This window comes from Pseudooceanicola sp. LIPI14-2-Ac024, assembly GCF_042188925.1.
Classification (GTDB): Bacteria; Pseudomonadota; Alphaproteobacteria; order Rhodobacterales; family Rhodobacteraceae; genus Pseudooceanicola.
The window spans coordinates 4,019,765-4,046,002 of record NZ_CP170102.1 but is presented as its reverse complement, the minus strand read 5'-3'; the positions used below and the strand labels follow the sequence as shown (position 1 = coordinate 4,046,002).

General features: G+C 67.8%; 23 protein-coding genes and 2 pseudogenes. 13 read left to right on the top strand and 12 right to left on the bottom strand.

All coding sequences use genetic code 11. The features are described from left to right. Positions 1–8 precede the first annotated feature (8 nt). Positions 9–1,124: a 4-hydroxyphenylpyruvate dioxygenase gene (gene hppD, locus ACE2AC_RS19865; protein ID WP_375689552.1), complete on the bottom strand. Its 1,116-nt coding sequence runs from the start codon at positions 1,122–1,124 to the stop codon at positions 9–11. 136 nt (positions 1,125–1,260) lie between these two features. On the opposite strand from hppD, the gene ACE2AC_RS19860 reads away from it, so the two are divergent. From ACE2AC_RS19860 to ACE2AC_RS19845, 4 genes and pseudogenes are all read left to right on the top strand, one after another. After that, entirely contained in the window at positions 1,261–1,716 is a 456-nt protein-coding gene (locus tag ACE2AC_RS19860; RefSeq protein WP_375689550.1) for an Lrp/AsnC family transcriptional regulator, read from the top strand. A gap of 59 nt (positions 1,717–1,775) precedes the next feature. After that, positions 1,776–2,708: a ketopantoate reductase family protein gene (locus ACE2AC_RS19855; RefSeq protein WP_375689548.1), complete on the top strand. Its 933-nt coding sequence runs from the start codon at positions 1,776–1,778 to the stop codon at positions 2,706–2,708. 111 nt (positions 2,709–2,819) lie between these two features. After that, positions 2,820–4,684: pseudogene (locus tag ACE2AC_RS19850) on the top strand (monovalent cation:proton antiporter-2 (CPA2) family protein). Between the two features lie 98 nt (positions 4,685–4,782). Next, positions 4,783–5,415 carry an MT-A70 family methyltransferase gene (locus tag ACE2AC_RS19845; protein ID WP_375689546.1) on the top strand — a complete coding sequence of 211 codons (633 nt, stop codon included), beginning with the start codon at positions 4,783–4,785 and terminating at the stop codon, positions 5,413–5,415. 143 nt (positions 5,416–5,558) lie between these two features. Here ACE2AC_RS19845 and ACE2AC_RS19840 read toward each other — a convergent pair whose 3' ends face one another. The 5 genes from ACE2AC_RS19840 to aspS all read right to left on the bottom strand — a co-directional run bounded on the left by ACE2AC_RS19840 (position 5,559) and on the right by aspS (position 9,790). After that, on the bottom strand, positions 5,559–6,326 hold the full coding sequence (locus ACE2AC_RS19840; protein ID WP_375689544.1) for a BglII/BstYI family type II restriction endonuclease: 768 nt from the start codon (positions 6,324–6,326) through the stop codon (positions 5,559–5,561). A gap of 56 nt (positions 6,327–6,382) precedes the next feature. Then, positions 6,383–6,838 (bottom strand): GNAT family N-acetyltransferase, encoded by a 456-nt coding sequence (locus ACE2AC_RS19835; protein WP_375689542.1) that lies wholly within the window; start codon positions 6,836–6,838, stop codon positions 6,383–6,385. A 78-nt stretch (positions 6,839–6,916) separates the two neighbouring features. After that, positions 6,917–7,393, bottom strand: a complete 477-nt coding sequence (locus ACE2AC_RS19830) for a DUF1203 domain-containing protein (RefSeq protein WP_375689540.1) — start codon at positions 7,391–7,393, stop codon at positions 6,917–6,919. A gap of 79 nt (positions 7,394–7,472) precedes the next feature. Beyond that, positions 7,473–7,862, bottom strand: coding sequence for a thermonuclease family protein (locus ACE2AC_RS19825; protein WP_375689538.1), 390 nt, complete (start codon positions 7,860–7,862; stop codon positions 7,473–7,475). A gap of 146 nt (positions 7,863–8,008) precedes the next feature. Beyond that, complete coding sequence (gene aspS, locus ACE2AC_RS19820; RefSeq protein WP_375689536.1) at positions 8,009–9,790, bottom strand: aspartate--tRNA ligase; 1,782 nt, start codon at positions 9,788–9,790, stop codon at positions 8,009–8,011. A gap of 307 nt (positions 9,791–10,097) precedes the next feature. Here aspS and ACE2AC_RS19815 point away from each other — a divergent pair, with 307 nt between their 5' ends. The 4 genes from ACE2AC_RS19815 to ACE2AC_RS19800 all read left to right on the top strand — a co-directional run bounded on the left by ACE2AC_RS19815 (position 10,098) and on the right by ACE2AC_RS19800 (position 16,077). Then, positions 10,098–10,817 (top strand): hypothetical protein, encoded by a 720-nt coding sequence (locus ACE2AC_RS19815; RefSeq protein WP_375689534.1) that lies wholly within the window; start codon positions 10,098–10,100, stop codon positions 10,815–10,817. Positions 10,818–10,959: 142 nt separating this feature from the next. Continuing rightward, positions 10,960–14,229 (top strand): carbamoyl-phosphate synthase large subunit, encoded by a 3,270-nt coding sequence (gene carB, locus ACE2AC_RS19810; protein ID WP_375689532.1) that lies wholly within the window; start codon positions 10,960–10,962, stop codon positions 14,227–14,229. A gap of 92 nt (positions 14,230–14,321) precedes the next feature. Continuing rightward, positions 14,322–14,912: a thymidine kinase gene (locus ACE2AC_RS19805; RefSeq protein WP_375689530.1), complete on the top strand. Its 591-nt coding sequence runs from the start codon at positions 14,322–14,324 to the stop codon at positions 14,910–14,912. Positions 14,913–14,979: 67 nt separating this feature from the next. Then, on the top strand, positions 14,980–16,077 hold the full coding sequence (locus ACE2AC_RS19800; RefSeq protein WP_375689528.1) for an alpha/beta hydrolase: 1,098 nt from the start codon (positions 14,980–14,982) through the stop codon (positions 16,075–16,077). A gap of 4 nt (positions 16,078–16,081) precedes the next feature. Here ACE2AC_RS19800 and ACE2AC_RS19795 read toward each other — a convergent pair whose 3' ends face one another. The 6 genes and pseudogenes from ACE2AC_RS19795 to ACE2AC_RS19770 all read right to left on the bottom strand — a co-directional run bounded on the left by ACE2AC_RS19795 (position 16,082) and on the right by ACE2AC_RS19770 (position 21,928). Then, positions 16,082–17,035, bottom strand: coding sequence for a 2-hydroxyacid dehydrogenase (locus tag ACE2AC_RS19795; protein ID WP_375689526.1), 954 nt, complete (start codon positions 17,033–17,035; stop codon positions 16,082–16,084). Further along, positions 17,032–17,369 (bottom strand): annotated as a pseudogene (locus tag ACE2AC_RS19790) (tRNA-binding protein). The gene ACE2AC_RS19795 and the pseudogene ACE2AC_RS19790 overlap by 4 nt, the downstream one beginning before the upstream one ends. Then, a complete protein-coding gene (gene proC / locus ACE2AC_RS19785; protein ID WP_375689524.1) occupies positions 17,362–18,177 on the bottom strand; it encodes a pyrroline-5-carboxylate reductase in 816 nt (271 codons plus the stop codon). Before proC ends, ACE2AC_RS19790 begins: the two are co-directional and overlap by 8 nt. Before the next feature lie 34 nt (positions 18,178–18,211). Continuing rightward, positions 18,212–18,712: a YbjN domain-containing protein gene (locus tag ACE2AC_RS19780; RefSeq protein WP_375689522.1), complete on the bottom strand. Its 501-nt coding sequence runs from the start codon at positions 18,710–18,712 to the stop codon at positions 18,212–18,214. Positions 18,713–19,146: 434 nt separating this feature from the next. Next, on the bottom strand, positions 19,147–21,573 hold the full coding sequence (locus ACE2AC_RS19775; protein ID WP_375689520.1) for a methyl-accepting chemotaxis protein: 2,427 nt from the start codon (positions 21,571–21,573) through the stop codon (positions 19,147–19,149). 109 nt (positions 21,574–21,682) lie between these two features. Continuing rightward, positions 21,683–21,928 (bottom strand): accessory factor UbiK family protein, encoded by a 246-nt coding sequence (locus tag ACE2AC_RS19770; protein WP_336041406.1) that lies wholly within the window; start codon positions 21,926–21,928, stop codon positions 21,683–21,685. Between the two features lie 96 nt (positions 21,929–22,024). On the opposite strand from ACE2AC_RS19770, the gene lgt reads away from it, so the two are divergent. The 5 genes from lgt to ACE2AC_RS19745 all read left to right on the top strand — a co-directional run bounded on the left by lgt (position 22,025) and on the right by ACE2AC_RS19745 (position 26,154). Next, a complete protein-coding gene (gene lgt / locus ACE2AC_RS19765) occupies positions 22,025–22,930 on the top strand; it encodes a prolipoprotein diacylglyceryl transferase (protein WP_375692142.1) in 906 nt (301 codons plus the stop codon). After that, positions 22,927–24,000 carry a class I SAM-dependent methyltransferase gene (locus tag ACE2AC_RS19760; RefSeq protein ID WP_375689517.1) on the top strand — a complete coding sequence of 358 codons (1,074 nt, stop codon included), beginning with the start codon at positions 22,927–22,929 and terminating at the stop codon, positions 23,998–24,000. The genes lgt and ACE2AC_RS19760 overlap by 4 nt, the downstream gene beginning before the upstream one ends. Further along, positions 23,997–24,749, top strand: a complete 753-nt coding sequence (gene pgeF, locus ACE2AC_RS19755) for a peptidoglycan editing factor PgeF (RefSeq protein ID WP_375689515.1) — start codon at positions 23,997–23,999, stop codon at positions 24,747–24,749. The genes ACE2AC_RS19760 and pgeF overlap by 4 nt, the downstream gene beginning before the upstream one ends. A 218-nt stretch (positions 24,750–24,967) precedes the next feature. Next, complete coding sequence (locus ACE2AC_RS19750) at positions 24,968–25,108, top strand: hypothetical protein (RefSeq protein WP_375689513.1); 141 nt, start codon at positions 24,968–24,970, stop codon at positions 25,106–25,108. Positions 25,109–25,392: 284 nt separating this feature from the next. Next, positions 25,393–26,154, top strand: a complete 762-nt coding sequence (locus ACE2AC_RS19745; RefSeq protein ID WP_375689511.1) for a Hint domain-containing protein — start codon at positions 25,393–25,395, stop codon at positions 26,152–26,154. Positions 26,155–26,238 lie beyond the last annotated feature (84 nt).

Here is a 26,238-nt window from a genome sequence, read left to right as displayed (position 1 = left end):
GTCGGGCCTTACTCCGCGGCGACGTCCGTGCCGTCGCCGTCCAGCTCGCCATTGGCGATCTGTTCCGCCTCGATCGACTCGAAGAGCGCCTTGAAGTTGCCCTCGCCAAAGCCGTCGTCGCCCTTGCGCTGGATGAACTCGAAGAAGATCGGGCCGATCACGGTCTTCGAGAAGATCTGGAGGAGGATCTTCGTCTCGCCCCCGTCCACGACGCCTTCGCCGTCGATCAGGATGCCGTGCTTCTTCATCCGGTCGACCGGTTCCTCGTGGCCCGTCACGCGGTCGAAGCTGAGGTCGTAATACGCGTCCGGCGGCCCGGGCATGAACTTCAGCCCGTTGTCCGCGATCGCGTCGGTGGCCTCGTAGATGTCATGCGCGCCGACGGCGATGTGCTGGATGCCCTCGCCGTTGTACTTCTCGAGGTAGGCGACGATCTGGCCCTTCTCGCCTCGGTCCTCGTTGATCGGGATGCGGATGCGGCCGCAGGGCGAGGTCAGCGCACGGCTGAAGAGGCCGGTGTACTTGCCCTGGATGTCGAAGAACCGGATTTCGCGGAAGTTGAAAAGGTCGCCGTAGAACCGGAACCAGGTGTCCATGTTGCCCTTGAACACGTTGTGGGTCAGGTGGTCGAGGTAATAGAAGCCCACGCCCTTGGGCTTCGACTGCGCGAGCCAGGTGAACTCCGCGTTGTAGGGCGAGGTGTCGTAGTAATCCTCGATGAAATAGATCAGCGACCCGCCGATCCCCTTGATCGCGGGCACGTCCATCGCCTTGCCCGGCCCCTCGTAGGGCTCTGCCCCCTTGGCGACGGCATGGTCAAAGGCGTGCTGCGCATCGACCACCCGCCAGCCCATCGAAGGCGCGCAGGGGCCGTGTTCCTCGATGAACCGGGCCGCGTGCGTGCCGGGCTCCGCGTTCAGCAGGTAGGTGATGTCGCCCTGCTGCCAGAGCTCGATGTCCTTGGTCTTGTGCCGGCCGGTCAGCTCATAGCCCATGCGGGTGAAAAGCGCGCGCAGGACCTCCGGCTCGGGGTGGGCGAACTCGACGAACTCGAAGCCGTCGGTGCCGGCCGGGTTCTCGTCGGTGATGGTCGATTGCGGGGCGTCGTGGGGAAAGGGGCCCATGATCTTCCTCCTGAATGCTGGGTTCCGGCGGATCCTGACGGCCCATCGGGGCGGGGATTTGCGCATTCTGACTTCCCCTCGGCATGATTTTCGCGTGAGATGCGCGCAAAACTGTGATCTGACGCGGGAAACACGCATGATCGACGAGACCGACAAACGACTCCTCGCGGCGCTGCAGAAGAACGCGCACCTGACCGCGCAGGAACTGGGCGAACGGCTGAATCTCTCGCCCTCGCAGGCCGGACGGCGGCGCCAGCGGCTCGAGGCCGAGGGCTTCATCCAGCACTACCGCGCCCGCCTCGACGCGCAGCGCCTCGGGCTGGCCATCCAGGCCTTCATCCAGGTCCAGCTCGGCACCCACGGGCCGGAGCAGTCGCGCGCCTTTGCCCGGCTGGTGAATGCCCGCCCCGAGATCGTCAGCGCCTGGACCCTGACCGGGGAGGCCGACTACCTCCTCCGCGTCTACTGCGCCGATTTGCGCGCGCTCCACACGCTGATCCACGAGGTGCTGCTGGCCCATGATGTCGTGACCCGGGTGCAGAGCCAGATCGTCATGGACCAGTTCAAGCAGGACGCGCCCCTGCCGCTCTGAGCATGGACATGGGCGGCGCGGGTCCTAAACTGGCCGCGGCAGAACACGAGGAAACTGGCATGAAGATCGCGGTGATGGGGGCGGGCGCCCTCGGGGGTCTCTTCGGGGGGCGGCTGGCGGCGGACGGGCACGAGGTCTGGATGATCGCCCGCGGCGCACACCTGGCCGCGATCAAGGCAAAGGGCCTCACCATCCTCAGCCCCAAAGGCGACGCGCACCTGCCCGACGCGTTGGCGACCGATGACCCAGCCGAGGTCGGGCCCTGCGACGTCATCCTCTTCATGGTCAAGAACGGCGATGTCGAAAGCGCGGCCCAGTCGATCACGCCGATGATCAAGGACGACACCCTGATCGTCACCTGTCAGAACGGCATCTCGGCCTGGGAACGCCTGGGTGACATCGTCGGGCGCCAGCACGTCGTGCCCGGTGTCGCCCGCACGCCCGGAGAGATCGCCGAACCCGGCGTGATCCGGCACACCGCGACGCTGGACACGCTGATCTTCGGCGAGGTCGCGGGCGGCCCCTCCCCGCGCTGCGACAGGCTGGCCCGGGCGATGGCGGCCTCGGGCACCACGCCGGTGGTGTCCGACAACATCATGCACCAGCTCTGGTCCAAGTTCGTCGGACAGAGTGCGCTTGCCTCGATCACCACGCTGACCCGGATGGACATCGGCCCGCTGCGCGAGAACCCGGTGTCGCGCAAGCTTTTCTACGACGCCACGACCGAGGCCTATCACGTCGGCCGCGCCGCCGTGCCGGACCTGCCCGAAAGCGTGATCGACGACAACTGGGGCTTCGTCGAACGCCTGCCCTACGAGATGCACGCCTCAATGCTCGACGACCTGAACCGCGGCAAGCCGCTGGAACACGAGTACCTGAGCGGCGATGTCGTCCGCCTGGGCGAGAAGTACGGCGTGCCGACGCCGATCCACTGGGTGTTCTACGCCGCGCTGAAGCCGATGGCCGACCAGCTGGCGGCGGCCAGCGCCTGATCGCCACCGGCGCGGGCAAGTGCCCGACAAGCGGCATTTTTCGCGGCTTTGTAACTGGCGGCACGGACGTGGCGTGCTAGGGTTGGGCAACCCCTTTCGAACGGACGGATAATGAGCGGATTCCTTTACCAGGCAACGATCTACCTTTTGGCCGCGGTGGTGGCCGTGCCGATCGCCTCGCGGCTCGGGCTGGGATCGGTGCTGGGGTATCTGCTGGCCGGCATCGTGATCGGCCCCGTGCTGGGCCTTGTCGGAAACGAAACCGAGGATCTTCAGCACTTTGCCGAATTCGGCGTGGTGATGATGCTGTTCCTGATCGGGCTCGAACTGGAACCCCGCGCGCTCTGGGACATGCGGCACCGGCTGATCGGCCTCGGCGGGTTGCAGATCGTGCTGACGACGATGGCGGTCATGGCGGTCGCCGCCGCCTTCATGCCCTGGCAGACCGCCCTGGCCGTCGGCCTGGTCTTCTCGCTGTCCTCCACCGCCATCGTGCTGCAGACTCTCAGCGAAAAGGGCCTGATGCAGACGCCCGGCGGACGCTCGGCCTTCTCGGTCCTGCTGACCCAGGACATCGCCGTCATCCCGATCCTAGCCCTCCTGCCGCTGCTGGCGGTCGGGGCCAGCCACGTGATCGGCACCGACGGCGCGATCGAGGCGGCGGACGGCCACCACGAGGAAACCCTGTCGCTGGTCGAGGGCCTGCCGGGCTGGGGCGTCACGCTGGTCACCATTGCCGCCGTGGCCGTCGTCATCCTCGCCGGTGTCTACCTCACCCGTCCGCTCTTCCGCTTCATCCACGCCGCCCGCCTGCGCGAGATGTACACCGCGCTGGCCCTGCTCATCGTCACCGGCATCGCGCTGCTGATGACGATGGTCGGCCTCTCCCCCGCGCTTGGCACCTTCCTCGCCGGCGTGGTGCTGGCCAACAGCGAATTCCGGCACGAGCTGGAAACCGACATCGAACCCTTCAAGGGCCTGCTGCTCGGGCTCTTCTTCATCACCGTGGGCGCGGGGATCAACTTCACCCTGCTCTTCAACGACCCCGTCGTGATCTTCGGCATGGCGGTGGCGGTGATGGTGCTGAAGGCGGTGATCCTCTTCGGCCTCGGCTGGGTGTTCAAGCTGCGGGGCGGAATCTCGCGCTCTTCACGCTCGCGCTGGCGCAGGCCGGTGAATTCGGCTTCGTCCTCGTCTCCTTCTCGCGCCAGATCGGGGTGCTGCCGGTCGAGCTCAGCCAGTTCGTGCTGCTGTCGATCGCGATCACCATGCTGCTGACACCGCTGGGCTTCATCATCTACGACCGGCTCTCGCGAAAGATGGAGGACACCGTCGGCGACCGCGCCCCGGACGAGATCGACGAGGACGGGCCGGTCATCATCGCCGGCATCGGCCGCTTCGGCCAGATCGTGAACCGGCTGGTGAGCTCGGCAGGCTACCGGACCGTGGTGCTCGACCACGACCCAGCCACGATCGAGCTGATGCGCCGCTTCGGCATCAAGGGCTATTTCGGCGACCCCTCGCGCCCCGACATCCTGCGCGCCGCCGGGATCGACAAGGCCCGCGTGCTGGTCGCCGCGATGGACAATCCCGACACCGTGACCCAGCTGGTCGAATACGCGCGCAAGCTGCGGCCCGACCTGCACATCATCGCCCGCGCCTACGACCGGACCCATGTCTACAAGCTCTACCGCGCCGGGGCCGACGACATTGTGCGCGAGATGTTCGACAGCTCGCTCCGCGCCGGACGCTACGTGCTGGAGAACGTCGGCCTCACCGAGTACGAGGCCGCCGAAGCCGAGGACACCTTCTACCACCACGACCGCCACACCATGCGCGAACTGGCCGAGCTCTGGGATCCCGACACGCCCTCGCACAAGAACGAGGAGTACATCGCCCGCGCCCGCGAACTGGAGCACGAGCTGGAAACCGCGCTGATGGCGCAGCTGGCCGCACAGGACCGCGACGTCGCCTGATCCTTCCGGCATCAACGCTTGCTTAATCGCAACCGTTCACGCTATGTTCCAAAGGCTTTTCGTGGACACACGCGCGCGGCTCAAGCTATATGTTGGATATGACTGGCTCCCCTTCGCAAGACCTGCTCAAATTTCTCGACGGTGCCAAGTTCGGCACGGTCATGGCCGATCCGCCGTGGCGGTTTGCCAACCGGACCGGCAAGGTCGCGCCCGAGCACAAGCGCCTGTCGCGCTACCCCACCATGACGCTCGAGGAGATTTGTGCCCTGCCGGTGGCCGACCACCTCGAGGACAAGGCGCATTGCTACATGTGGGTGCCGAACGCGCTGCTGCCCGAGGGGCTGCAGGTGCTGTCGGCCTGGGGCTTCGAATACAAGTCCAACATCGTCTGGCACAAGATCCGCAAGGATGGCGGGTCGGACGGGCGCGGCGTGGGCTTCTACTTCCGGAACGTGACGGAACTGCTGCTCTTCGGCACCCGCGGCAAGAACGCCCGCACCCTCGACGCCGGCCGCCGCCAGGTGAACATGCTGCAGACCCGCAAGCGCGAACACTCCCGCAAGCCCGATGAGCAGTACGAGCTGATCGAAAGCTGCTCGTGGGGGCCCTACCTGGAACTCTTCGGCCGCGGCGTGCGCGAAGGCTGGACCGTCTGGGGCAACCAGGCCGATGCCGACTACAAGCCCGGCTGGAAGACCTACAGCTACAACTCCTCGGTCGCCGCCGAATAGCCCCCGCCCCGCTCCTTCCCCTGGTTCCGTATCCTCGGGGGTGAATTGCGCGCGCCCGCGCGCAAGAGGGGGCAGACAGCCCCCTCGCACCAGGCCATGTCGCAGGCCGCCGCCGGCGGCCTTCCGCCGGATCGCCCCCGATCTCAGAGCAGCCGCCCCTCCGCCGCCCCCTCGGGCGCCAGATCCGACAGGATCCCCAGCGGCAGGCCGATCAGCAGCAGCGGACAGGGGTTTCCGACCCCGCGCCGCACCCGGTCCTCCAGCTTGGCCCAATGGGTGGTCGACGGCCCGAACTTGTCGGCCACGAAGAAATGCGCAAACGCCTCGTGGAACGGCGTGCCGCGCGACACCTGCCCGGCGACCTTGGCCTTCTGCCGCGCGGTCCGGTCGCCGATGCCGAGGCGGTCGAGGTCATCCTCGCTCGACAGGTCGTGATCCAGCAGCCATTGCGTGATCCGGGCCTTGAACCCGTCCTGCATCGACGCGCCCCGGGTCACGATCACGCCGAGCGAAATCGCCGATTGCGCGTGCAGCCGCTGGAAGTTCTCGAGGTCGCGATCGAAGAACGGGTCCTTGTTGTTCCACTCGATCTCCAGCGCCAGCGTGCCCGCCGCGCCCCGCTTCACGTGGTCGATCTCGTGGCTGATCGCCTCGCGCACCACGCCGTCGACGATGGTCTGGACGGCAAAGTTGTGCTTGCGCCACCCGGCCCCGTCGAGCGCCCGGCGCATCCGCTGGGTTTGCCCGCTTTCGCCGCCGCCACCGCCGATCAGCTCGGGCATCGAGATCGCGAAGCCCGCCAGCACCTCTTCCAGCGCCGCCGCCTCGCCGGGGAAATCATGCCGCAGGATCGCCTCGGCATGGTTTGTGGTGGCAAGGTCGAAGCCGAGCGATTTCAGCGTGTCGAACATGGGCGTCTCCGGCGCGGGAGCCGCAGACTCTCCCAAGTCACCCGCCTTGGCAAGGCTCAGTCGAGGTCGAGCCGCATGGTCGCCATGCCGTCCCGCCGCGACAGTTCCTCGTACCCGGCCGCGAGATAGGCGTTCAGCGCCGGCGCATTGTCGAGCTCGCATTTCAGCGTGATCGTCAGCGCGCCGAGGCCGCGGGCGGCCTCCTCGACGAACCGGGCCATCACCGCGCCCGCCCCGCCCCGCGCCTCTTCGGCGACGAAGACATAGGTCAGGTGCCGGATCTCGGGCCCGGCCCCGACGCGGAGGGCAAAGAACCCCACCGAGTTGCCACCACCGTCGAGGATGTAGAAGCTTTCGTCATGCAGGTCGCCCAGCCACTTCTCGTTCCATTCGAAGGGATCGAACGGGTGGCCGGCGTTCGGGTTCACGAGGGCCAGCGCCTCGCTGTCGGTCAACAGGCGGGAAAGCGGCTCCAGGTCGCGCTCCCGGTTGTGGCGGATGGTCAGGGTCATGGCCCCTCCGTTGGCTCGGTTGCGTGAGGGGGCGCGCCTCGCACGGACGGTGGGGGGAATGCAACCGGAAAGCCGGGCTCACACCTCTCCGGGCCGGGTCGCGCGGGCGGCGTAACAGCCCCGCCGCGCGTTGTGGATGTGGACATACGCCGTGCCGGGGTCCGCGAACATGGTGTCGAGCAGGTCGGCCAGCCCCGTCCCCTCGAGCACCTCGGCGTCGCGGATCATGTCGTCGGCATCGAAGGCCCGCACGGACAGCAGCCGGGACGCCAGCGACAGCGGCACCTCGCCGGGTGCGGGATGCGCCTGTTCCGCATGCTCGCGGACAAAGATCGCGTGCCGGGCGCGGTAAGGCGACTGCGCCGGCTGGTATTCGTGGTTCAGCAGGATCACCGTCTCGCCCGGGTCGGCATCGGCCAGGCTGACGCGGCAGGGGAACCCGGGCTTGGCATCGGCCACCATCCGGCGGGCGCCAAGGGCGACAAGCGCCTCGTCGGTCAGGTCGTGGAGCGGCAGGAACGGGTCATTCGGCAGGGCGTGGATCTGGAAGGGCATGTCAGGGCTCCGTGGTTGGATACCCCGTCCTAAGCCCCGCCCGGCCCGTCACGCGACCCGGAAGCTGCGCAATCCCGGCCTAGCCCTGCCAGCGGTCGCAGGTGCCTTCGGAAATCAGGATCTCGCCGATGTCGCGCCCGTCGGGCAGCGCACAGACCCCGACCTCGCGGTCCCAGGACTTGCGCCCTTCGAGCCGGCAGAGCATCGGGCCCTTCTGCGCGATCTCGATCATGCGGAACGTCGCCTCGGCGCCATCCGCAGTGCCGCGTTCGGCGCAGTCGAGGTTGGCAATCCGCACCGGGGTGCCACGCACCTCGATCGTGTCGCCGTCGCGGACATGGGTCACCGGCCCGTCGATCATCAGCGCGCGTGGCGCCGGTGCGGGCTTCATCAGGAAATCGGCGGCGGGCAGGTCGACGCCCCTGGCCATGGCCAGCCCGATCCCGAGCAGGGCGAACGCCAGCAACATGCCCCGCGCCCGCGCAGCAAGACGCCGGCGGCGTCGGAATTTCATGCGTTGGATCTCGGCCTGCCACATGCGCCCAGGATGACGGGCAAGCGCGGCAGGATTTGGGCGGTGGCGTGACCCTATGCGGGATCACGCCACGGCATGTACTACTCTTGCGGGATCACCCGCAGCGACAGTTCCATCAGCTGGTCGCTGGTCGGCTCGGACGGCGCGCCCATCATCAGGTCCTCGGCCCGCTGGTTCATCGGGAAGAGCATGACATCGCGCAGGTTCACCTCGTCCGCCAGCAGCATCACGATCCGGTCGACACCGGCCGCGCAGCCACCGTGCGGCGGGGCGCCGTACTGGAAGGCGTTGACCATGCCGCCGAAGCGCTTGGTGACCTCTTCCTTCGGATAGCCCGCGATCTCGAAGGCCTTGAACATGATCTCGGGCTTGTGGTTCCGGATCGCGCCCGACACGATCTCGTAGCCGTTGCAGGCGAGGTCGTACTGGAAGCCCTTCACCGTCAGCGGATCGCCCTCCAGCGCCTCCATCCCGCCTTGCGGCATCGAGAAGGGGTTGTGTTCGAAGTCGATCTTGCCGGTTTCCTCGTCCTTCTCGTAGATCGGGAAATCCACGATCCAGGCAAAGGCGAAGCGGTCCTTGTCGGTCAGCCCCAGTTCTTCGCCGATGACGTTCCGCGCACGGCCCGCGACGGCCTCGAAGCTCTTCGGCTTGCCGCCGAGGAAGAAGGCCGCGTCGCCGATGCCGAGGCCCAGCTGCTGGCGGATCGCCTCGGTCCGCTCCGGGCCGATGTTCTTGGCCAGCGGACCGGCCGCCTCCATCTCGCCGTTGTTGTCGCGCCAAAAGATGTAGCCCATGCCCGGCAGCCCCTGCTGCTGAGCAAATGCGTTCATCCGGTCGCAGAACTTGCGCGAGCCACCCGTGGGCGCGGGGATCGCGCGGATCTCGGTGCCGTCCTGCTCCAGCAGCTTGGCGAAGATCGCGAAACCCGAACCGGCGAAATGCTCGGACACCACCTGCATCTCGATCGGGTTGCGCAGGTCCGGCTTGTCGGAGCCGTATTTCAGCGCGGCGTCGGCATAGGTGATCTGCGGCCATTCTGCGGGCGCATCGACCTTGCGGCCACCGCCGAATTCCTCGAATACGCCGCCCAGCACCGGCGCGATCGTGTCGAACACGTCCTGCTGGGTGACGAACGACATCTCCATGTCGAGCTGGTAGAAGTCGGTGGGCGAGCGGTCGGCGCGCGGATCCTCGTCGCGGAAGCAGGGCGCGATCTGGAAGTACTTGTCAAAGCCCGACACCATCAGCAGCTGCTTGAACTGCTGCGGCGCCTGCGGCAGGGCGTAGAACTTGCCCGGATGCAGGCGCGACGGCACGAGGAAGTCGCGCGCGCCCTCGGGGGACGATGCGGTGATGATCGGCGTCTGGTACTCGCGGAAGCCCTTGTCCCACATGCGTTTCCGCATCGAGGCGACGACGTCGGACCGCAGCACCATGTTCTTCTGCATCACGTCGCGGCGCAGGTCGAGGTAGCGGTACCGCAGGCGGGTTTCCTCGGGGTATTCCTGGTCGCCAAAGACCATCAGCGGCAGTTCCTTGGCGGCGCCCAGGACTTCCATGTCGCGGATGTAGACCTCGATCTCGCCGGTCGGCAGCTTGGGGTTCACCAGGCTCTCGTCGCGGGCCTTCACGGTGCCGTCGATCCGGATGCACCATTCCGAGCGCACCTTTTCGACGTCCTTGAACACCGGGCTGTCGCTGTCGCACAGCACCTGGGTCACGCCGTAGTGGTCACGCAGGTCGATGAAGAGGACGCCGCCGTGATCTCGCACGCGATGCACCCAGCCGGAAAGGCGGACGGTCTCGCCCACGTTGGACTTGGTCAGAGCGGCGCAGGTGTGGCTGCGAAAGGCGTGCATGGGGCCCCCTAGTGGGTCTGTGTCAGGTTTGCGCCGATACACAGCGCCAAGGGGGCAAAGTCAAGGGAACAACCGGATTGCGCCCTGCCCGGCCCTCCTGGCGCCGTCGCGTCGTGCCGCAACGGACTTTCGGATTGGAAAATTAGGACCGAACCGGCCCTATATGTTGTGAAAACACGTGTTTAAACGTCAAGGTGGTGCTATTAACAATGTGTTTCCGTAAAAGTTGAAACACTGACGCAAGGGAAATCGTATCTTCGACACCCGTGTGAAATTTGGGGGCCATGGGAAATGGAGGAGTAACCCAATGACACACAAGACAATGTTGATGATGTCCCTGTGTTCCGTCGCGCTTGCCGGACCGGCCTATGCTGGCCTCGGCGTCAGTATCGGCGGCGGAGGCGTCGGCGTCAGTGCCGATGTCTCGATCGGCGGCGGCTCGGTCGCGGATGCCGATGTCGGCGTCTCGGTCGGCGGCGGTTCGGTCGCGGACGCCGATGTAAGCGCCTCGGTCGGCGGTGGCTCGGTCGCGGACGCGGATGTGAGCGCCTCGGTCGGCGGTGGCTCGGTCGCGGACGCGGACGTGAGCGCCTCGGTCGGCGGCGGATCGGTCGCCGATGTCGGCGTCGGTGCCTCGGTCGGCGGTGGCTCGGTCGCCAGCGTCGATGTCGGCGCCAGCATCGGCGGCGGCACCTCGTTCGGTGGCGGCGGCGGCGGCTCCGGCGGTGGCAGCGGCGGCGGGACCGGCAACACCGGCGGCACCGGGACGAACGGTGGCGGCGGAACCGGCGGCGGGGGCGGTGGCCTCTTCGGCGGCGGCACCCAGACCGCAAGCGGCGGCGGCAATCCCCCACTCACGGGCCGCCCGCTGCTGACCAACGACGGGATGTTGATCGGTCGAATTGAAAGCGTCACGCGGCAGATGATCTGCACCCAGAACGTCTGCGTGAACTTCCGTTCGCGCCCGGTGCTGACCGCCGAGGGCCTTGTGGTCAACGTCTCCAGCCGTCAGATCCCGTCGCGCTGAGACCAACGGCCGGTCCCTACGGGGGCCGGCCACCCCGCGAAGCTTGGAAAATCCCGGTTTCCGCCTTACGCTACGGCTAGCCCCCTTGCACCCCGACGTGCCATCCCTATAACGCACGACAATTTGCGCACGCGAGGGACTCATGCCGAAAAGAACCGATATCAACTCCATCATGATCATCGGCGCAGGTCCCATCGTCATCGGGCAGGCGTGCGAGTTCGACTATTCCGGCGCCCAGGCCTGCAAGGCCCTGCGCGAGGAAGGCTACCGCGTCATCCTGGTGAACTCGAACCCGGCCACGATCATGACCGACCCGGACATGGCCGACGCGACCTATATCGAGCCGATCACCCCCGAGATCGTCGCCAAGATCATCGAAAAGGAACGCCCCGACGCGCTGCTGCCCACCATGGGCGGGCAGACCGGCCTCAACACCTCGCTCAAGCTCGACGAGATGGGCGTTCTGGCAAAGTTCGGCGTGGAACTGATCGGCGCCAACAAGGACGCCATCGAGATGGCGGAGGATCGCAAGCTCTTCCGCGAGGCGATGGACCGGATCGGGCTCGAAAACCCCAAGGCCACCATCGTCACCTCGCCCAAGATGGAGAACGGCAAGTTCGACATCCGCGCGGGCCTGAAGGACGCGATGGAAGCGCTCGACCACATCGGCCTGCCCGCGATCATCCGCCCTGCCTTCACCCTTGGCGGCACCGGCGGCGGCGTGGCCTACAACCGCGACGACTATGAATACTACTGCCGCTCCGGCATGGAGGCCTCTCCGGTCGGCCAGATCCTCGTCGACGAATCCCTCCTCGGCTGGAAGGAATTCGAGATGGAGGTCGTCCGCGACAAGGCGGACAACGCGATCATCGTCTGCTCGATCGAGAACGTCGATCCGATGGGCGTGCACACCGGCGACTCGATCACCGTGGCCCCTGCCCTGACGCTGACCGACAAGGAATACCAGGCGATGCGCAACGGCTCGATCGCCGTGCTGCGCGAGATCGGCGTCGAGACCGGCGGCTCGAACGTCCAGTGGGCGATCAACCCGGCCGACGGCCGCATGGTGGTGATCGAGATGAACCCCCGGGTGTCGCGCTCCTCGGCGCTGGCCTCCAAGGCCACCGGCTTCCCGATTGCCAAGATCGCGGCCAAGCTCGCCGTCGGCTACACGCTCGACGAGCTCGACAACGACATCACAAAGGTCACGCCCGCCAGCTTCGAGCCGACCATCGACTACGTCGTCACCAAGATCCCGCGCTTCGCCTTCGAGAAGTTCCCGGGATCCAAGCCGCACCTGACCACCGCGATGAAGTCCGTGGGCGAGGCGATGGCCATCGGCCGGTCCTTCCACGAGTTGATGCAGAAGGCGCTGGCCTCGATGGAGACCGGCCTGACCGGCTTTGACGAGATCGAGATCGAGGGCGCCCCCGACAAGGCCGCCGTGATCAAGGCGCTGTCGGAACAGACCCCGGACCGCATCCGCGTCATCGCCCAGGCCATGCGCCACGGGCTGAGCGACGACGAGATCGGTGCCGCCACCGCCTATGACCCCTGGTTCCTCGCCCGCATCCGCGAGATCGTCGATGTCGAGGCCGAGGTCATCAAGAACGGCCTGCCGGTCACCGAGCAGGGCCTGCGCCGGCTCAAGATGCTGGGCTTCTCCGACGCCCGCCTCGCCAAGCTCTGCGCGCGGGACGAAGGCAACGTGCGCCGCGCCCGCCAGAACCTCGGCGTGACGGCGGTGTTCAAACGCATCGACACCTGCGGGGCCGAGTTCGAGGCCCAGACCCCCTACATGTATTCCACCTACGAAGCGCCCGTGATGGGCGAGGTGGAATGCGAGGCGCGGCCCTCCGACCGCAAGAAGGTCGTCATCCTCGGCGGCGGTCCGAACCGGATCGGCCAGGGGATCGAGTTCGACTACTGCTGCTGCCACGCCTGCTTTGCGCTGACCGACGCTGGCTATGAGACCATCATGGTCAACTGCAACCCCGAGACCGTGTCGACCGACTATGACACCTCGGACCGGCTCTACTTCGAACCGCTGACCTTCGAACACGTGATGGAGATCCTGCGCGTCGAACAGTCGAACGGCACCCTGCACGGCGTCATCGTCCAGTTCGGCGGCCAGACGCCCCTGAAACTTGCCAACGCGCTCGAGGCCGAGGGCATCCCGATCCTGGGCACCACCCCCGACGCCATCGACCTGGCCGAGGACCGCGAGCGGTTCCAGGACCTGGTGAACCGGCTGAACCTCAAGCAGCCGAACAACGGCATCGCGCATTCCGACCTCGAAGCGGTCGAGATCGCGGCCAAGATCGGCTTCCCGCTGGTGATCCGCCCCTCCTACGTGCTGGGCGGCCGCGCGATGGAGATCGTGCGCGACATGGACGGGCTGAAACGCTACATCCGCGACGCGGTCGTGGTCTCGGGCGACAGCCCCGTGCTGCTCGACAGCTACCTGTCCGGCGCCATCGAGGTCGACGTCGACGCACTCTGCGATGGTGAGAACGTGCATGTCGCGGGCATCATGCAGCACATCGAAGAGGCCGGCGTGCACTCGGGCGACAGCGCCTGCTCGCTTCCGCCCTTCTCGCTCTCCGACGACATCATCGCCGAGCTCAAGCGCCAGTCGCACGCGCTCGCCCTCGAACTGGGCGTGGTCGGCCTGATGAACGTGCAATACGCGGTCAAGGACAACGAGATCTACCTAATCGAGGTGAACCCCCGCGCCTCGCGGACCGTGCCCTTCGTGGCCAAGGCCGTGAACTCCCCCATTGCCTCGATCGCCGCGCGCGTCATGGCGGGTGAAAAGCTCGGGTCCTTCGACCTGGTCGATCCCAACCTCGACGGCTTCGCGGTGAAAGAGGCGGTGCTGCCCTTCGCCCGCTTCCCGGGTGTCGACACGCTGCTCGGGCCGGAAATGCGCTCCACCGGCGAGGTGATGGGCTACGATCTCAGCTTTGCCCGCGCCTTCCTCAAGGCGCAGCTTGGCGCCGGGGTCGACCTGCCCTCCGAGGGCCGCGTCTTCATCTCGATCAAGGACGAGGACAAGACCGACGCAATGCGCGAGGCGGCCCGCACGCTGGCCGACCAGGGTTTTGCCCTTGTCGCCACGCAGGGCACGATGGACTGGCTGAAAGGCGCGGACATCGCCTGCGAGCGGGTGAACAAGGTCTACGAGGGGCGGCCGAACATCGTCGACCAGCTCAAGGACGGGACAATCGCGCTGGTGTTCAACACGACCGAGAACGCCCAGTCGATCAACGACAGCCGGCAGATCCGCTCGGTCGCGCTCTATGACAAGATCCCCTACTACACCACCGCCGCCGGCGCGCAGGCTGCCGTTCTGGCGATCCAGGCGCGGCAAGAAGGCGAGATCGGCGTCATCTCCCTGCAGGACAGCTGAGGCGGTGGCTCTCTTCCGCCTCGCCCTGTCCCTCGGCGCGCTGCTGGCCCTTTCGGCCTGCGGCGTGCCCTTCGTCCCCCTGATCTGAGCGCATGGCCAAGCTCTACTTCCACTTCTCGACGATGAACGCCGGCAAGTCGACGGTGCTCCTCCAGGCGTCCCACAACTACATCGAACGCGGGATGCAGACCTACCTGCTGACCGCTCGCCTCGATGATCGCGCCGGGGCCGGCCGCATCGCCAGCCGGATTGGCATCGGCGCCGGGGCCGACACCTTCACCGATGCCGACGACCTCTTTGCCCGCATCCAGGCCCGCCTGGCCGAAGGCCCCTGTGCCTGCGTCTTCGTCGACGAGGCGCAGTTCCTGACCCGCGACCAGGTCTGGCAACTGGCCCGCGCCGTCGACGACCTGAACGTGCCGGTGATGTGCTACGGCCTGCGGGTCGATTTCCTCGGCAACCTGTTCGAGGGCTCCGCCGCCCTGCTGGCGCTGGCCGACGAGATGCGCGAGGTGCGCACCATCTGTCACTGCGGGCGCAAGGCCACCATGGTCGTGCGCCGCGACGCGCAGGGCCACGCCATGCGCGAGGGTGCGCAGGTGCAGATCGGCGGCAACGAAACCTACGTCTCGCTCTGCCGCCGCCACTGGCGCGAGGAAATGGGCGACACCGCTCAGGGTTGACCTTGTCACGCCGGCGCATAGTCTGACTTGGGTCGCGCGGCGCGATCCCGGACAGCGGCGGCGGGCGATGAAGGCACAACCTCCTTTCGAATTTCTCCTGCGCGCGCTGACCGCACTCGTCCTCGGCACCCTCCTTTCCGCCTGCACCCCGCGCCCGGGCATCGAATCCTTGTCGCCCGTCCCGCCCGAAACCCCGACCGCGAACGTCGTCCGCGTCTACGTGGCGACGAACCGCGACGCCGACCAGCGCTTCGGCAAGACAGCCTCGTTCCAGACGACCTACCAGTTCTTCGACGTCTCCGTCCCGCCCGGCCACATCGAGACGGCGTTGACCTTTGCGCAGGGCACGCCGGACCCCGAAACCGATTTCTTCGTCACGCAGAGCGGCATCATCGACCGCGACCGCTTCCTCCGCGAGGTCCGGCGCGAAAGTCAGGGCGGAGAGCTGGCCGTCTTTGTCCACGGCTTCAACACGCGCCATTCCGAGGCCGTGTTCCGCCTGGCGCAGCTGGCCAACAACTCGGGTCTCAAGGGGGCGCCGGTGCTGTTCTCGTGGCCCTCGAACGGCTCCCCGCTCGACTACGTGGGCGACCGGCAGGCCGCGCTCTTTTCGCGCGACACGCTCGAGGCGCTGATGACCGACCTCACCGCGGACCGTCCCGCCATGCTGATCGGCCACTCGATGGGCGGCTTCATCACCGTCGAGATGCTGCGCTCCCTCGACCTCAAGGGCGACCGCCGCACGATGGACCGGATGCAGACCATCCTGGCCGCGCCCGACGTCGACCTCCTGAACTTCGAACGGATCATGCGCCGCATCGGCCCTATGAGGAATCCGGTCGTGGTGCTGTCCTCGCGGGGCGACCGGGCGCTGCAGCTGTCCGAACGGATCTCGGGCGGGCGCGTGCGCCTCGGCTCGCTCAACATCAACGACCCGCGGATGCAGGAGGTCGCCCGGCTCGGCAATGTCGAACTGATCGACATCTCGGCCGTCGGCGCCGACGACAGCTTTGGCCACCACCGCTTCGTGCAACTGGCAAGCTACTACTCCCGCGCGCAGGCCAATGTCAGCGGACAGTCCGGCCTGGGCGGCGGCGCCGGGGTCTACGTGATCAACTCGCTCGACAACGTGATCTTCACGCCGATCCTGCAACGGGTGCAGTAGGCGCTCAGTTCACCAGGTTCGGCGGCGCCTCTCCGGCAAAGAAGGCGCGCAGGTTCTCGACCGCGAGCAGCCCCATCGCCTCCCGCACCTCCAGCGCGGCGGTGCCGAGATGCGGCAGCAGCGTGACGTTCTCCATGCCGCGCAGTGCCTGCGGCACCTCCGGCTCCTTCTCGTAGACGTCGAGCCCCGCGCCCGCGATCTGCCCCGACTGGAGCGCCGCGATCAGCGCCGCCTCGTCCACCACGTCCCCGCGCGAGATGTTGATGAAGATCGCGCCCGGTTTCATCCCCGCGAAGAGCGGCTCACCCAGCAGGTGCCTCGTTGCGGCCCCGCCCGGCACCGCGGACACGACGATGTCGGCCTCCTGTGCCAGCGCCTCGACGCTCACCTGCCGCGCCGGCAGGTCGACCGCCTTCTGCGAGCGGTTGGCATACAGCACCTTCATCCCGAACCCGTGGTGGCAGCGCCGTGCGATCGCCTGGCCGATCCGGCCCATGCCGATGATCCCCACGGTGCGCCCGGTGACATGCATCCCCAGCATCTGCGTCGGGTGCCAGCCGTCCCACTTGCCCGACCGGACCAGCCGGTCGCCCTCGCCCGCGCGGCGGGCGGTCGACAGGATCAGCGTCATGGCGATATCGGCCGTCGCGTCGGTCACCGCGCCCGGCGTGTTGGTCACGGCGATCCCCGCCCCCCGCGCGGCGGCGGTGTCGATGTGGTTATAGCCCACGCCGAAATTGGCGATGATCTTGCAGCGCGGCGCGTTGAACTCGGCAAAGGCCTGCGCGTCGAAATCGTCGCCCAGCGTTGCCAGCACCCCGTCGTGCAGCACCAGGGCCGCGCGCAGCTGCGAGCGTTTCATCGGCGTGTTGGTGTCGCGGATCTCGACCTCGAAGTGTTTCTCGGCCTCGTCGACGACGCGGTCGGGCAGCGGGCGGGTGATCAGGATCCGGGTCACTGCAACCGTTCCCCCGGCTGCACCTCGCGGTCGGGCGCGCTCAGCACGATCGCGCCGTCCGGGTCGGCAAATCCCAGCACCAGCGCCTCGGACATGAAGGGGCCGATCTGGCGCGGGGAAAGTTCACGACGCCCATCACCATCCGGCCGATCAGACCCTCGGGCGTGTAGTGCGCCGTAATCTGGGCCGAGCTCTTCTTGATCCCGATCTCGGGTCCGTAGTCGACCCAGAGCTTGATCGCCGGCTTGCGCGCCTCAGGGAAGGGCTCCGCCTTCACCACCCGGCCCGCGCGGATATCGACCTTGAGGAAATCGTCAAAGGTGATCTCAGCCATCGGCCAGTTCCCTGGACCGTTTCACCGCCGCCGCCACCGCCCGGTCGAGGAGCGCGGGGAAGCCGTCCGTCTCGTCCATCAGCACCTCGAGCGCGGCCTGTGTCGTGCCGTTGGGGCTGGTCACGTTCACCCGCAGTTGCGCCGGGTCTTCCTCGGCCGCCTCGGCCAGCGCGCCCGCGCCCGCCACCGTCGCCTGCGCCAGTTGCAGCGCCAGCGCGGGCGACAGGCCCTGCGCCTCGCCGGCCCGGGCCAGCGTCTCGATCAGGTGGAACACGTAGGCCGGGCCCGAGCCCGAGACGCCGGTCACCGCGTCCATCTGGCCCTCGTCCTCCAGCCGGACGACCTGCCCCACGGCCGACAGCAGCGCCTCGGCGGTGGCAAGGTGTGCCTCGGTGCTGGCGGCGTTCCCGATGATCGCGGTGATGCCGCGGCCGACCGCGGCGGGGGTGTTCGGCATGGCGCGGACGATCGGCGAGGTTGCGCCGAACTCTGCCTCGAACCGGGCGATCGGCGTGCCGGCGGCGATCGAGACGAAGAGCGTGTCGCCACCGCCCATCTTCTGCAGCGCCGGCAACGCGTCGCCCATCATCTGCGGCTTGACCGCGATCAGCGCGATGGCGGGCGAGGCCGGCATCGTCGCGTTGACGTTCACGCCGGTGGATTTCACCCAGTCAGAGGGGAAGGGATCGGTCACGTAGACCGCCTTGGGGTCAAGCCCGCGGTCCAGCCACCCGGCCAGCATCGCGCTGCCCATCTTGCCGCAGCCCAGCAGTACCAGGCCGCGGCGGGAGATATCTTCGAACGTCATTTTGCCCCCTGCCGACTTGTTACGGGGGCAAGACTTACGCGCGGCCGTAGGCCTCTGCAATGGCGACCTGAAGCGCATCCTTCGGCTCCCGGTCGCTCCAGGCGGTCAGCTGGAAGGCGGGGTAATAGCGCTCGGCGCTCATCACCGCGGCGTTGATCAGGGTGTCGATCTGTTCGGCGCTGGCGGCCTGGCCGCCGGCCAGCAGCAGGCCGTAGCGATAGACCATCAGGTTCTGCTCGCCCCACCAGGTGAAGCTGCCGGCCCAGCACTGGTCGTTGACCAGGTTGAGCAGTTCGTAGATTCGGGGCAGCGCCTCGGCGGGCGGCTCCATCTCGAAGGTGCAGACCATGCGCAGGGTCTCGTCGTAGCCGGACCAGGCCAGGGTGATGGAATAGGTGCGCCACTGTCCTTCGACGGCCATCGCGATCTGGTCGTCACCGATGCGGTCGAAATCCCAGTCGTGGTGTTCGGCGAGGGTTTCGACGATGTCGATGGGATGGACTTCGTCCTGGATGTACTGCTCGGAAAGTGCCACGGCGCCACCTCATTGTTGCGTAGCGCGAAGGGGCGTGAGCACCCCCCAACGCTAGGTGCCTGCTCCAGAAGCTGGGGCGCTTCCCCGGCTTCTTACAAGATATGGTGGACCCGGTTTCTAAACCTGTAAAGCTATTTGTTGGGGAAAACCCCAATAACTTGTGGATAGCCCGGATGGCGGCACATCCGGCAGGCCATCGGCCCCGATCGGGGCCGCCAGCGCCTACCTTGCCGCAACGTCAGGATTCGCATTCTGCGATCTGGTCCACCCATGCGGCCCGGTACCTGCCGGGCCTGCCGCGCGTCACCACGCCGCGTGCCTTGCAGGGCAGCGGCCAAGTGACCGCGCCGCGTCATCACCCGGCCCCAGTCACCTTGGCCCGGTCACCCCGGCCCCGGACGCATCCGCGCGACGGGGCACAGCGGCCGCTGCCGCTACCCCGCGCGGCGGCCGGGGTCGCGGGCGCTGTCCACGCTGCGCGCCTCGACCTGCCAGTCGGTGTCGCCCTCGTCGCCGATGCGAAAGCGCGATCCGGCCTGCACCAGTTCGGCCGAACGCGACTGCAGCGCGGCGGTCGAGGCGGTGGTTTCCTCGAACATGGCGACATTCTGCTGGGTCACGTTGTCCAGCTGCAGCATCGCCGCGTTCACCTCGTCAAGCGACTGGGACTGCTCCGAGGTCGCGTTGGCCACCGAATCGATCGCTTCGCGCAACCGCGTCACGTAAGAGGCGATCTCCCGGATCGACTCGCCCGCCTTGCTGATCTTCTCGGCCCCGGCGCCGATCTCGCCTTCGCTGGCCGCGATCAGGCCGTTGATCTCCTTCGCGGCGTCAGAGGAGCGGTGCGCCAGCGCCCGCACCTCGGTCGCCACCACGGCGAAACCGCGCCCGCTTTCGCCGGCCCGCGCAGCCTCGACCCCGGCGTTCAGGGCCAGGAGGTTGGTCTGGAACGCGATGTCGTCGATCAGCGCCGTCACCTTCGAGATCTTGGACGAGGATTCGACGATCCGGTCCATCGCGGTCACCGCGCTGTGCACCACCTCGCCGCTCTCGTCGGCCACCTCGCCCGCCCGGTTCGCCATGCCCCGCGCCTCGTCTGCATTCTCGGCCACCGACTTGACCGAGGTCGACAGCTGCGTCACCGCCGCCGCCGTTTCCTCCAGCGTTGCCGCCTGGGTTTCGGTCCGGCGCGACAGGTCGGCCGAGGCCGCCGCGATCGAGGCCGCCTCGGAATCGATCTGGTCGGCGCTCGACAACACCTCCTCGACAAGGCCACCGATGGAACTGAGCGCCTCGTTCAGCCCGGTCTGCAGGCGGCCGAAGTCGCCGGCGAAATCGCCCTCCATCCGCACCGTCAGGTCGCCGCGCGCCATTTCCTGCGTCACCGCCGCGATGGCATCGACACCGCGTGCCACGCTGGCCAGCAGGTCGTTGAAATGGCGGGCCAGGCGGTCCAGATCCTCAGCCCCGTACTGGCCCCCGACGCGAGCCGCGAAGTCGCCGCCGATGGCGGCCGACACGGCCTCTCCGATACGCGTCTGAAGCGCGTCCTGCTGCTTCTGCCGGGCTGCCAGCGCCTCGCCGTCGGCACGCATCCGGGCATCCATGGCCTTCTGTTCCTCCAGCAGGCGCGCCTGTTCGTCGGCCATCTTCTGATGCTCGGCCGCCTGCGCCTCGGACTCGGCCCTCAGGCGCTGGTTGTGCTTGAGCGTCTCGCCGAACTGCTGGGCGACCCCGGCGATGATGCCGACCTCGGTGCGCCCGATTTCGTCCGAGAAATCGACGTCGGTCTCGCCCTTGGCCAGCCGTTCCATGCCCTCGACGATCCGGGCGGCGGGGCGCACCGCCGCGACGTAGAGGATGATGCCCACCCCGACCGAGATCACCACGCCGCCGACCACGACCACCGCCGTGACGATCGCCGACAGCGTGCGCGTGCGTTCCAGCTCCACGTCCAGCGCGGCGGCCGAGGCCTCCACGCTGCGCTGCACCGCGCGGTCGAGCACGTCGAACCCGCGCACGGCGGGGGTGTCGTCAACGCGCGTCGCCTCGTCTATGGCGGTTGCGGGTTCCCCCGCGGCCACCATCGCGCGGGCGGTTTCCAGCCCGGCCTGGTAGGCCATGACCACCTTCTCGATGTCCTTCAGCGCCGCCATCTCGCCCGCGCTCAGCCGGTAGCCGCGATAGGCCGCGATGGCGGTCCGGGTGTCGGCAAAGCCGCGTTCGGCGTAGCCGGCGAGGTCGTCGGTGCCGCGCAGCAGGTAGTCCTTGAAGGCGTGGATGCCGCCGCCGTACCCCATCGCCAGCCGCAGGTCGCGCACGATGCTCGCCTTCGAGACGTTGCGGCTTTCCTTGTGCCGGTTGAAGAGCGCATGCAGCGCTTCGATCGCCGGGATGTCGTCGATCCGGATGGACTGGTCGAGCTGTTCCGGAGAGGTCCCGACCGAACGCAGGAACTCGACCTTGGTGACGTTGGCATTGTAAGCGTGCAGCACCGCGCGGATGCGCTTGACCTCGTCACCGCTCAGCGTGTCGAGCGCGGCGACATCGTCGAGCGCCGCCAGCGCTGCCCCGATGTCGCGCCCGGCCTTGGCCGGGTAGTCGGGCCCGCCGCGCAGGACGGCATCCTTGTAGTCGTGGACCATCCCGCCGTATCCGAGCGCCGCCACCACCCCGTTGATGGCGGGATCCAGCGGATCGGCCAGTTCGCGCAGCTGTGTCGCGTTCGCCTCGGACCGGTCGACCTGCTGCACGATGTAGAGGAAGGTCAGCGCCAGCAGCAGCGACGACAGCAGGGTCGTGCCGATGATGCCGAAGGCAAGCACGCGCAGCGACAGCCGCGAGGTGAGGGATTTCAGCACGGGCGCCATCCTCCGGACCATGTTCCGGGGAGCTAACCTGTCAGTGGTAAAGGTTCGGTTGAGCGGGCCCGCCGCGCAGGGCGGCGGTTCCGGTCAATTCTAACGGCGCCTACTTGAGCTTGGCTTCCAGCGCCGCGATCCGCGCCTCGAGCGCAGCATTCTCTTCGCGCGCCTTCTGGGCCATCGCCCGGACGGCGTCAAATTCCTCGCGCGTGACGAGGTTGCGATCGGCCAGCCAGCGGTCGATCATCGAGTTGAACGCGGTCTCAGCCTCGTCCTTCGCACCCTGGGCGACGCCCATGGCATTGGTCATCAGCTGCGACATGTCGTCGAAGAATTTCGAACGGGTCTGCATCCGTTCCTCCGCTTGTTCGGTTTCCTCCTATATGGGCGCAGGGCGCTGCAGCCGCAAGGTTGACTTCCCCTCCGGCGCCGGTGACAGATGCCCCCGATGCAGGCCGCGATCCCCTTCCCCGACATCTCGCCCGAGATCTTCTCGATCTCGCTCTTCGGCATGGATTTTGCCCTGCGCTGGTACGCGCTGGCCTACATCGTGGGCATCGCGCTCGGCTACCTGCTGGCGCGCGCCGCGCTGGCCCGGCCGCGGCTCTGGCCGAACGACCGGCCGCCGATGGACCGCACCCAGCTCGAGGATCTCGCCTTCTGGCTGATCATCGGCATCGTGGTCGGCGGACGGCTGGCCTACACGCTGATCTACCGGCCCGACTACTACCTCGCCCACCCGCTGGAAATCCCGATGCTCTGGACCGGCGGCATGTCCTTCCACGGCGGCTTTGCCGGGGTCTGCGTCGCCGCCTGGCTCTGGTGCCGCAGCCGGGGCGTTCCGCTGGGTTCGACCGCCGACATGCTGGCGCTGGCCACCCCGCCGGGGCTGATGCTGGGCCGGATCGCGAACTTCATCAACGCCGAGCTCTGGGGCCGGCCGACCGACGCGCCGTGGGGCATCGTCTTTCCCGGCCCCTACGCACAGGACTGCCCGGGCATCGAAGGCCTCTGCGCCCGCCACCCCTCGCAACTCTACGAGGCCGGGCTCGAGGGGCTGCTCCTCGGCGTGATCCTGATCGTCGCGGTGTGGCGGTTCGGCGCGCTGAAACGGGTCTGGCTGGTGACGGGGATGTTCTTTGCCGGCTACGGCATGGCGCGGTTCTTCGTCGAATTCTTCCGCGTGGCCGATGCGCAATTCATCACCCCCGTCAACCCGGCCGGCCATGTCGTGCAACTGACCGGCACGATCGGCTTTTCGATGGGCCAGCTGCTGTCACTGCCGATGATCGCGATCGGTGCCGCCCTCATCCTCATCGCCCTGCGCCGCCCGGCGCCGGCGCCCGCGGCATGAGCCTGCGCGACAGCCTCCTGCGCCGGATCGCCGCCGAGGGCCCGATGACGCTGGCCGACTACATGCGCGCCTGCCTCTTCGACCCCGACCACGGCTACTATGCCACCCGCGACCCGCTGGGGGCGGCCGGCGATTTCACCACCGCGCCCGAGATCAGCCAGATGTACGGCGAGATGCTTGGCCTCTGCCTGGCGCAGGCCTGGATTGACCAGTGCGCGCCCTCCCCCTTCACGCTGGCCGAGCTGGGGCCGGGCCGCGGCACGCTGATGGCCGACATCCTGCGCGTGGTGCGTGCGGTGCCGGGGTTCCTCGACGCCGCCGATCTGCACCTGGTCGAGGCCTCGCCTACCCTGCGCGCCCGCCAGGCCGAGGCGCTGGCGGGCCATGCACCGACCTGGCACGACACGGTCGACGGCCTGCCCGACGCCCCGCTCTTTCTTGTCGCCAACGAATTCTTCGACGCCCTGCCGATCCGCCAGTTCCGCCGCGACGGCACCGGCTGGCGCGAGACGATGGTCAGCGCCGAGGGCGAGGCGCTGCGCCTTGCCCTGTCCCCCGCCACGCCGCACGCCAAGCTGGCCGAGCGGCTGGAGGACACCGACGACGGCGACATCGTCGAGCTTTGCCAGCCTGCCGCGACCATGGCCCAGGCCATCGGCCAGAGGATCGAAACACACGGCGGCGCCGCGCTGATCGTGGACTACGGCGACTGGCGCTCGCTCGGCGACACCTTCCAGGCGCTGCGGGGGCACGACCACGCCGATCCGCTGGCCGACCCCGGCGCGGCCGACCTGACCGCCCATGTCGATTTCGAGGCGCTGGCCCGCGCCACGCCCTCGGCGCACAGCCTGCTGACAACGCAGGGCGTCTTTCTCGAACGCCTCGGGATCACGCAGCGGGCCGAACGGCTGGCCGCCGGCCTGTCGGGTGACGCCCTCGCATCGCATGTCGCCGCACATCGGCGCTTGACCCACCCGGCGGAAATGGGAACCCTATTCAAGGTGCTCGCATTTTACCCCCATACGGTTGCCCCGCCCCCGGGGCTCGAAGCTGCGGGACAGGCGCAATGACCTTGGAAATTCTCACCTCTGACGCGCTTGGCCCCCTGCGGCATGGCTTCTTCACCCGTCGCGGCGGGGCGTCTTCGGGCATCTTCTCGGGCCTGAACTGCGGCCGCGGCTCCTCGGACCAGTCCGAGATCGTCGAGATCAACCGCACCCGCGTCGCCCAGGCGATGGAGGCCGAGGTCTCCGCGCTCTGCGGCGTGCACCAGGTGCATTCGGCCCGCGTGATCGTGGCCGAGCCCGGCGCACCCCTGGCCGAGGCCGACGGCATCGTCACCGACCGCCCCGGCCTTGTCCTGTCGGTGCTGACCGCCGATTGCCAGCCCGTCCTCTTCGCCGACCCGGAGGCCGGCGTGATCGGCGCCACCCATGCCGGCTGGCGCGGCACGCTCGACGGCGTACTCGAGGCGACGCTTGACGCGATGGAGGGGCTGGGAGCCGACCGGACCGACATCGTCGCGGTGATCGGCCCCTCGATCAGCCAGCGCGCCTACGAGGTCGGGCCCGAGTTCCTCGACCACTTCGTCGACGAGGACCCCGGCAACACCCGCTTCTTCGCGAACGGCGAGGGCGACCGCTACATGTTCGACCTGCCCGCCTACGGCCTGCACCGGCTGCGGCAGGCAGGCGTGGGCCATGCCGAATGGACCCGGCACTGCACCTACAGCGATCCCGACCGCTTCTTCTCGTACCGGCGCGCCACCCACCTGGGCGAGGCCGACTACGGGCGCCTGATCTCGACCATCCGGCTCTGACGCGGACGGCCGCGCCACCTTCCTGCCCCAATTCAGATCGTCACAGGCGGAGTTCCGCCGCCCCGGCCTTGATTTCAGGCCCCAGGCTTGCGCTGCCGGTTCCGGCGCGTCCCGGAGAATGATCGGAAAATTGCCTCTTTCCGCCGCGTGCCCGCCCCATTGCGCGGGCATCAATGGGGCATCGGCTCCAGAAGGGCCCGATGTCGGAAGGGAAACAAATGCAGAAACCGCAGAAACGCTGGATGAAATCGGTGGTTGCCGCCGCCAAGCGCGACCAGAGCCAGTTGCCGTTCCAACGCGAGTACCGCCGCGCGGTGAGCCAGGCGACTCGGGGTGCCTACCTGCGCAAGAGCGCCTGAAACCGGGCCCCTGCGGCCCGGAACCATCCCCGCTCCCTGTGTCCGATTCGCCGCAATTGCGGCGACGGTGTGGCGAACTGGGGCGAAAATGTGGCGCACTGTACCCGGCGCCCGAAACGAATGTGGCCGACCTGTCGGATTGAGCCACAATTGGGCCACAATGCCTCCTTTTCTTTGACTTAACGCCGCTTTTTAGGCTTATTGTCTCCACATTGCACGACTGTCCGTTCGTCGTTGCTGGTGGGGGCCAGCGCGGATGTGACACCCAAGAAACGGGTACTCACATGACGATGACTCCTCGCGCTCTTGCGCAAGAACTGGCTGACAAGACCACCCAAGCACCCAAGCGCCGTGGCCCGCTGCTGCGCCGCTACTCGGTGTCCCGCCTGGACGAGGCAGGACGCGAGAAGATCACCGAGCACATGGCGCCCGCGACCGCGGAATTCGAGAACGCGTTCAACGCCTTCGCCCGTGGCGCCGTGGTCCAGACCACCGAGGGGCCCTGCGCCGTCGAGGACCTGCGCCCCGGCATGTTCCTGGAAACCGCCGAGCATGGGGCGCAGGAAGTCCTCTGGATCGGTTCGATGACCGTCGTGCCGACCGCCCCGGTGCCGGACCCGGCCCAGGTGCGCATGACCCGCATCCGCCCCGACCGCTTCGGCTATGCCTGCCCCTCGGCGGACCTGATGGTCGGCCCCGGCGCCCGCGTGCTGCACACGCCCGACGTGCTGCGCGACCACGAAGAGCGTGGCCAGACCTACGTGGGCCTCGCCGATTTCGTCGACTACGACACCGTGTTCGAAGTCACCCCCGGCGGCCCGGTCGACACCTTCCACATCTGCCTCGCGCGACATTCGACCATCCTGGCCCAGGGCCTCGGCGTGGAAAGTTTCCACCCCGGCCACCGCCTGGCCGAGCAGATGGGCCCGCACAAGATGGCGCTGTTCCTGTCGCTCTTCCCGCACGTGACCGAGCTGCGCGATTTCGGCCCGCTCGCCCATCCCCGGCTGGACCGCGAGACGATCGCCCGCCTGAACGCCGCCTGAAACTCTTTCCTCAAGACCCTCGTACTTTCATCACTCCTTTTCCGATCGACCATTTCAGCACGATGGTTTGACGAGTATCCCCCC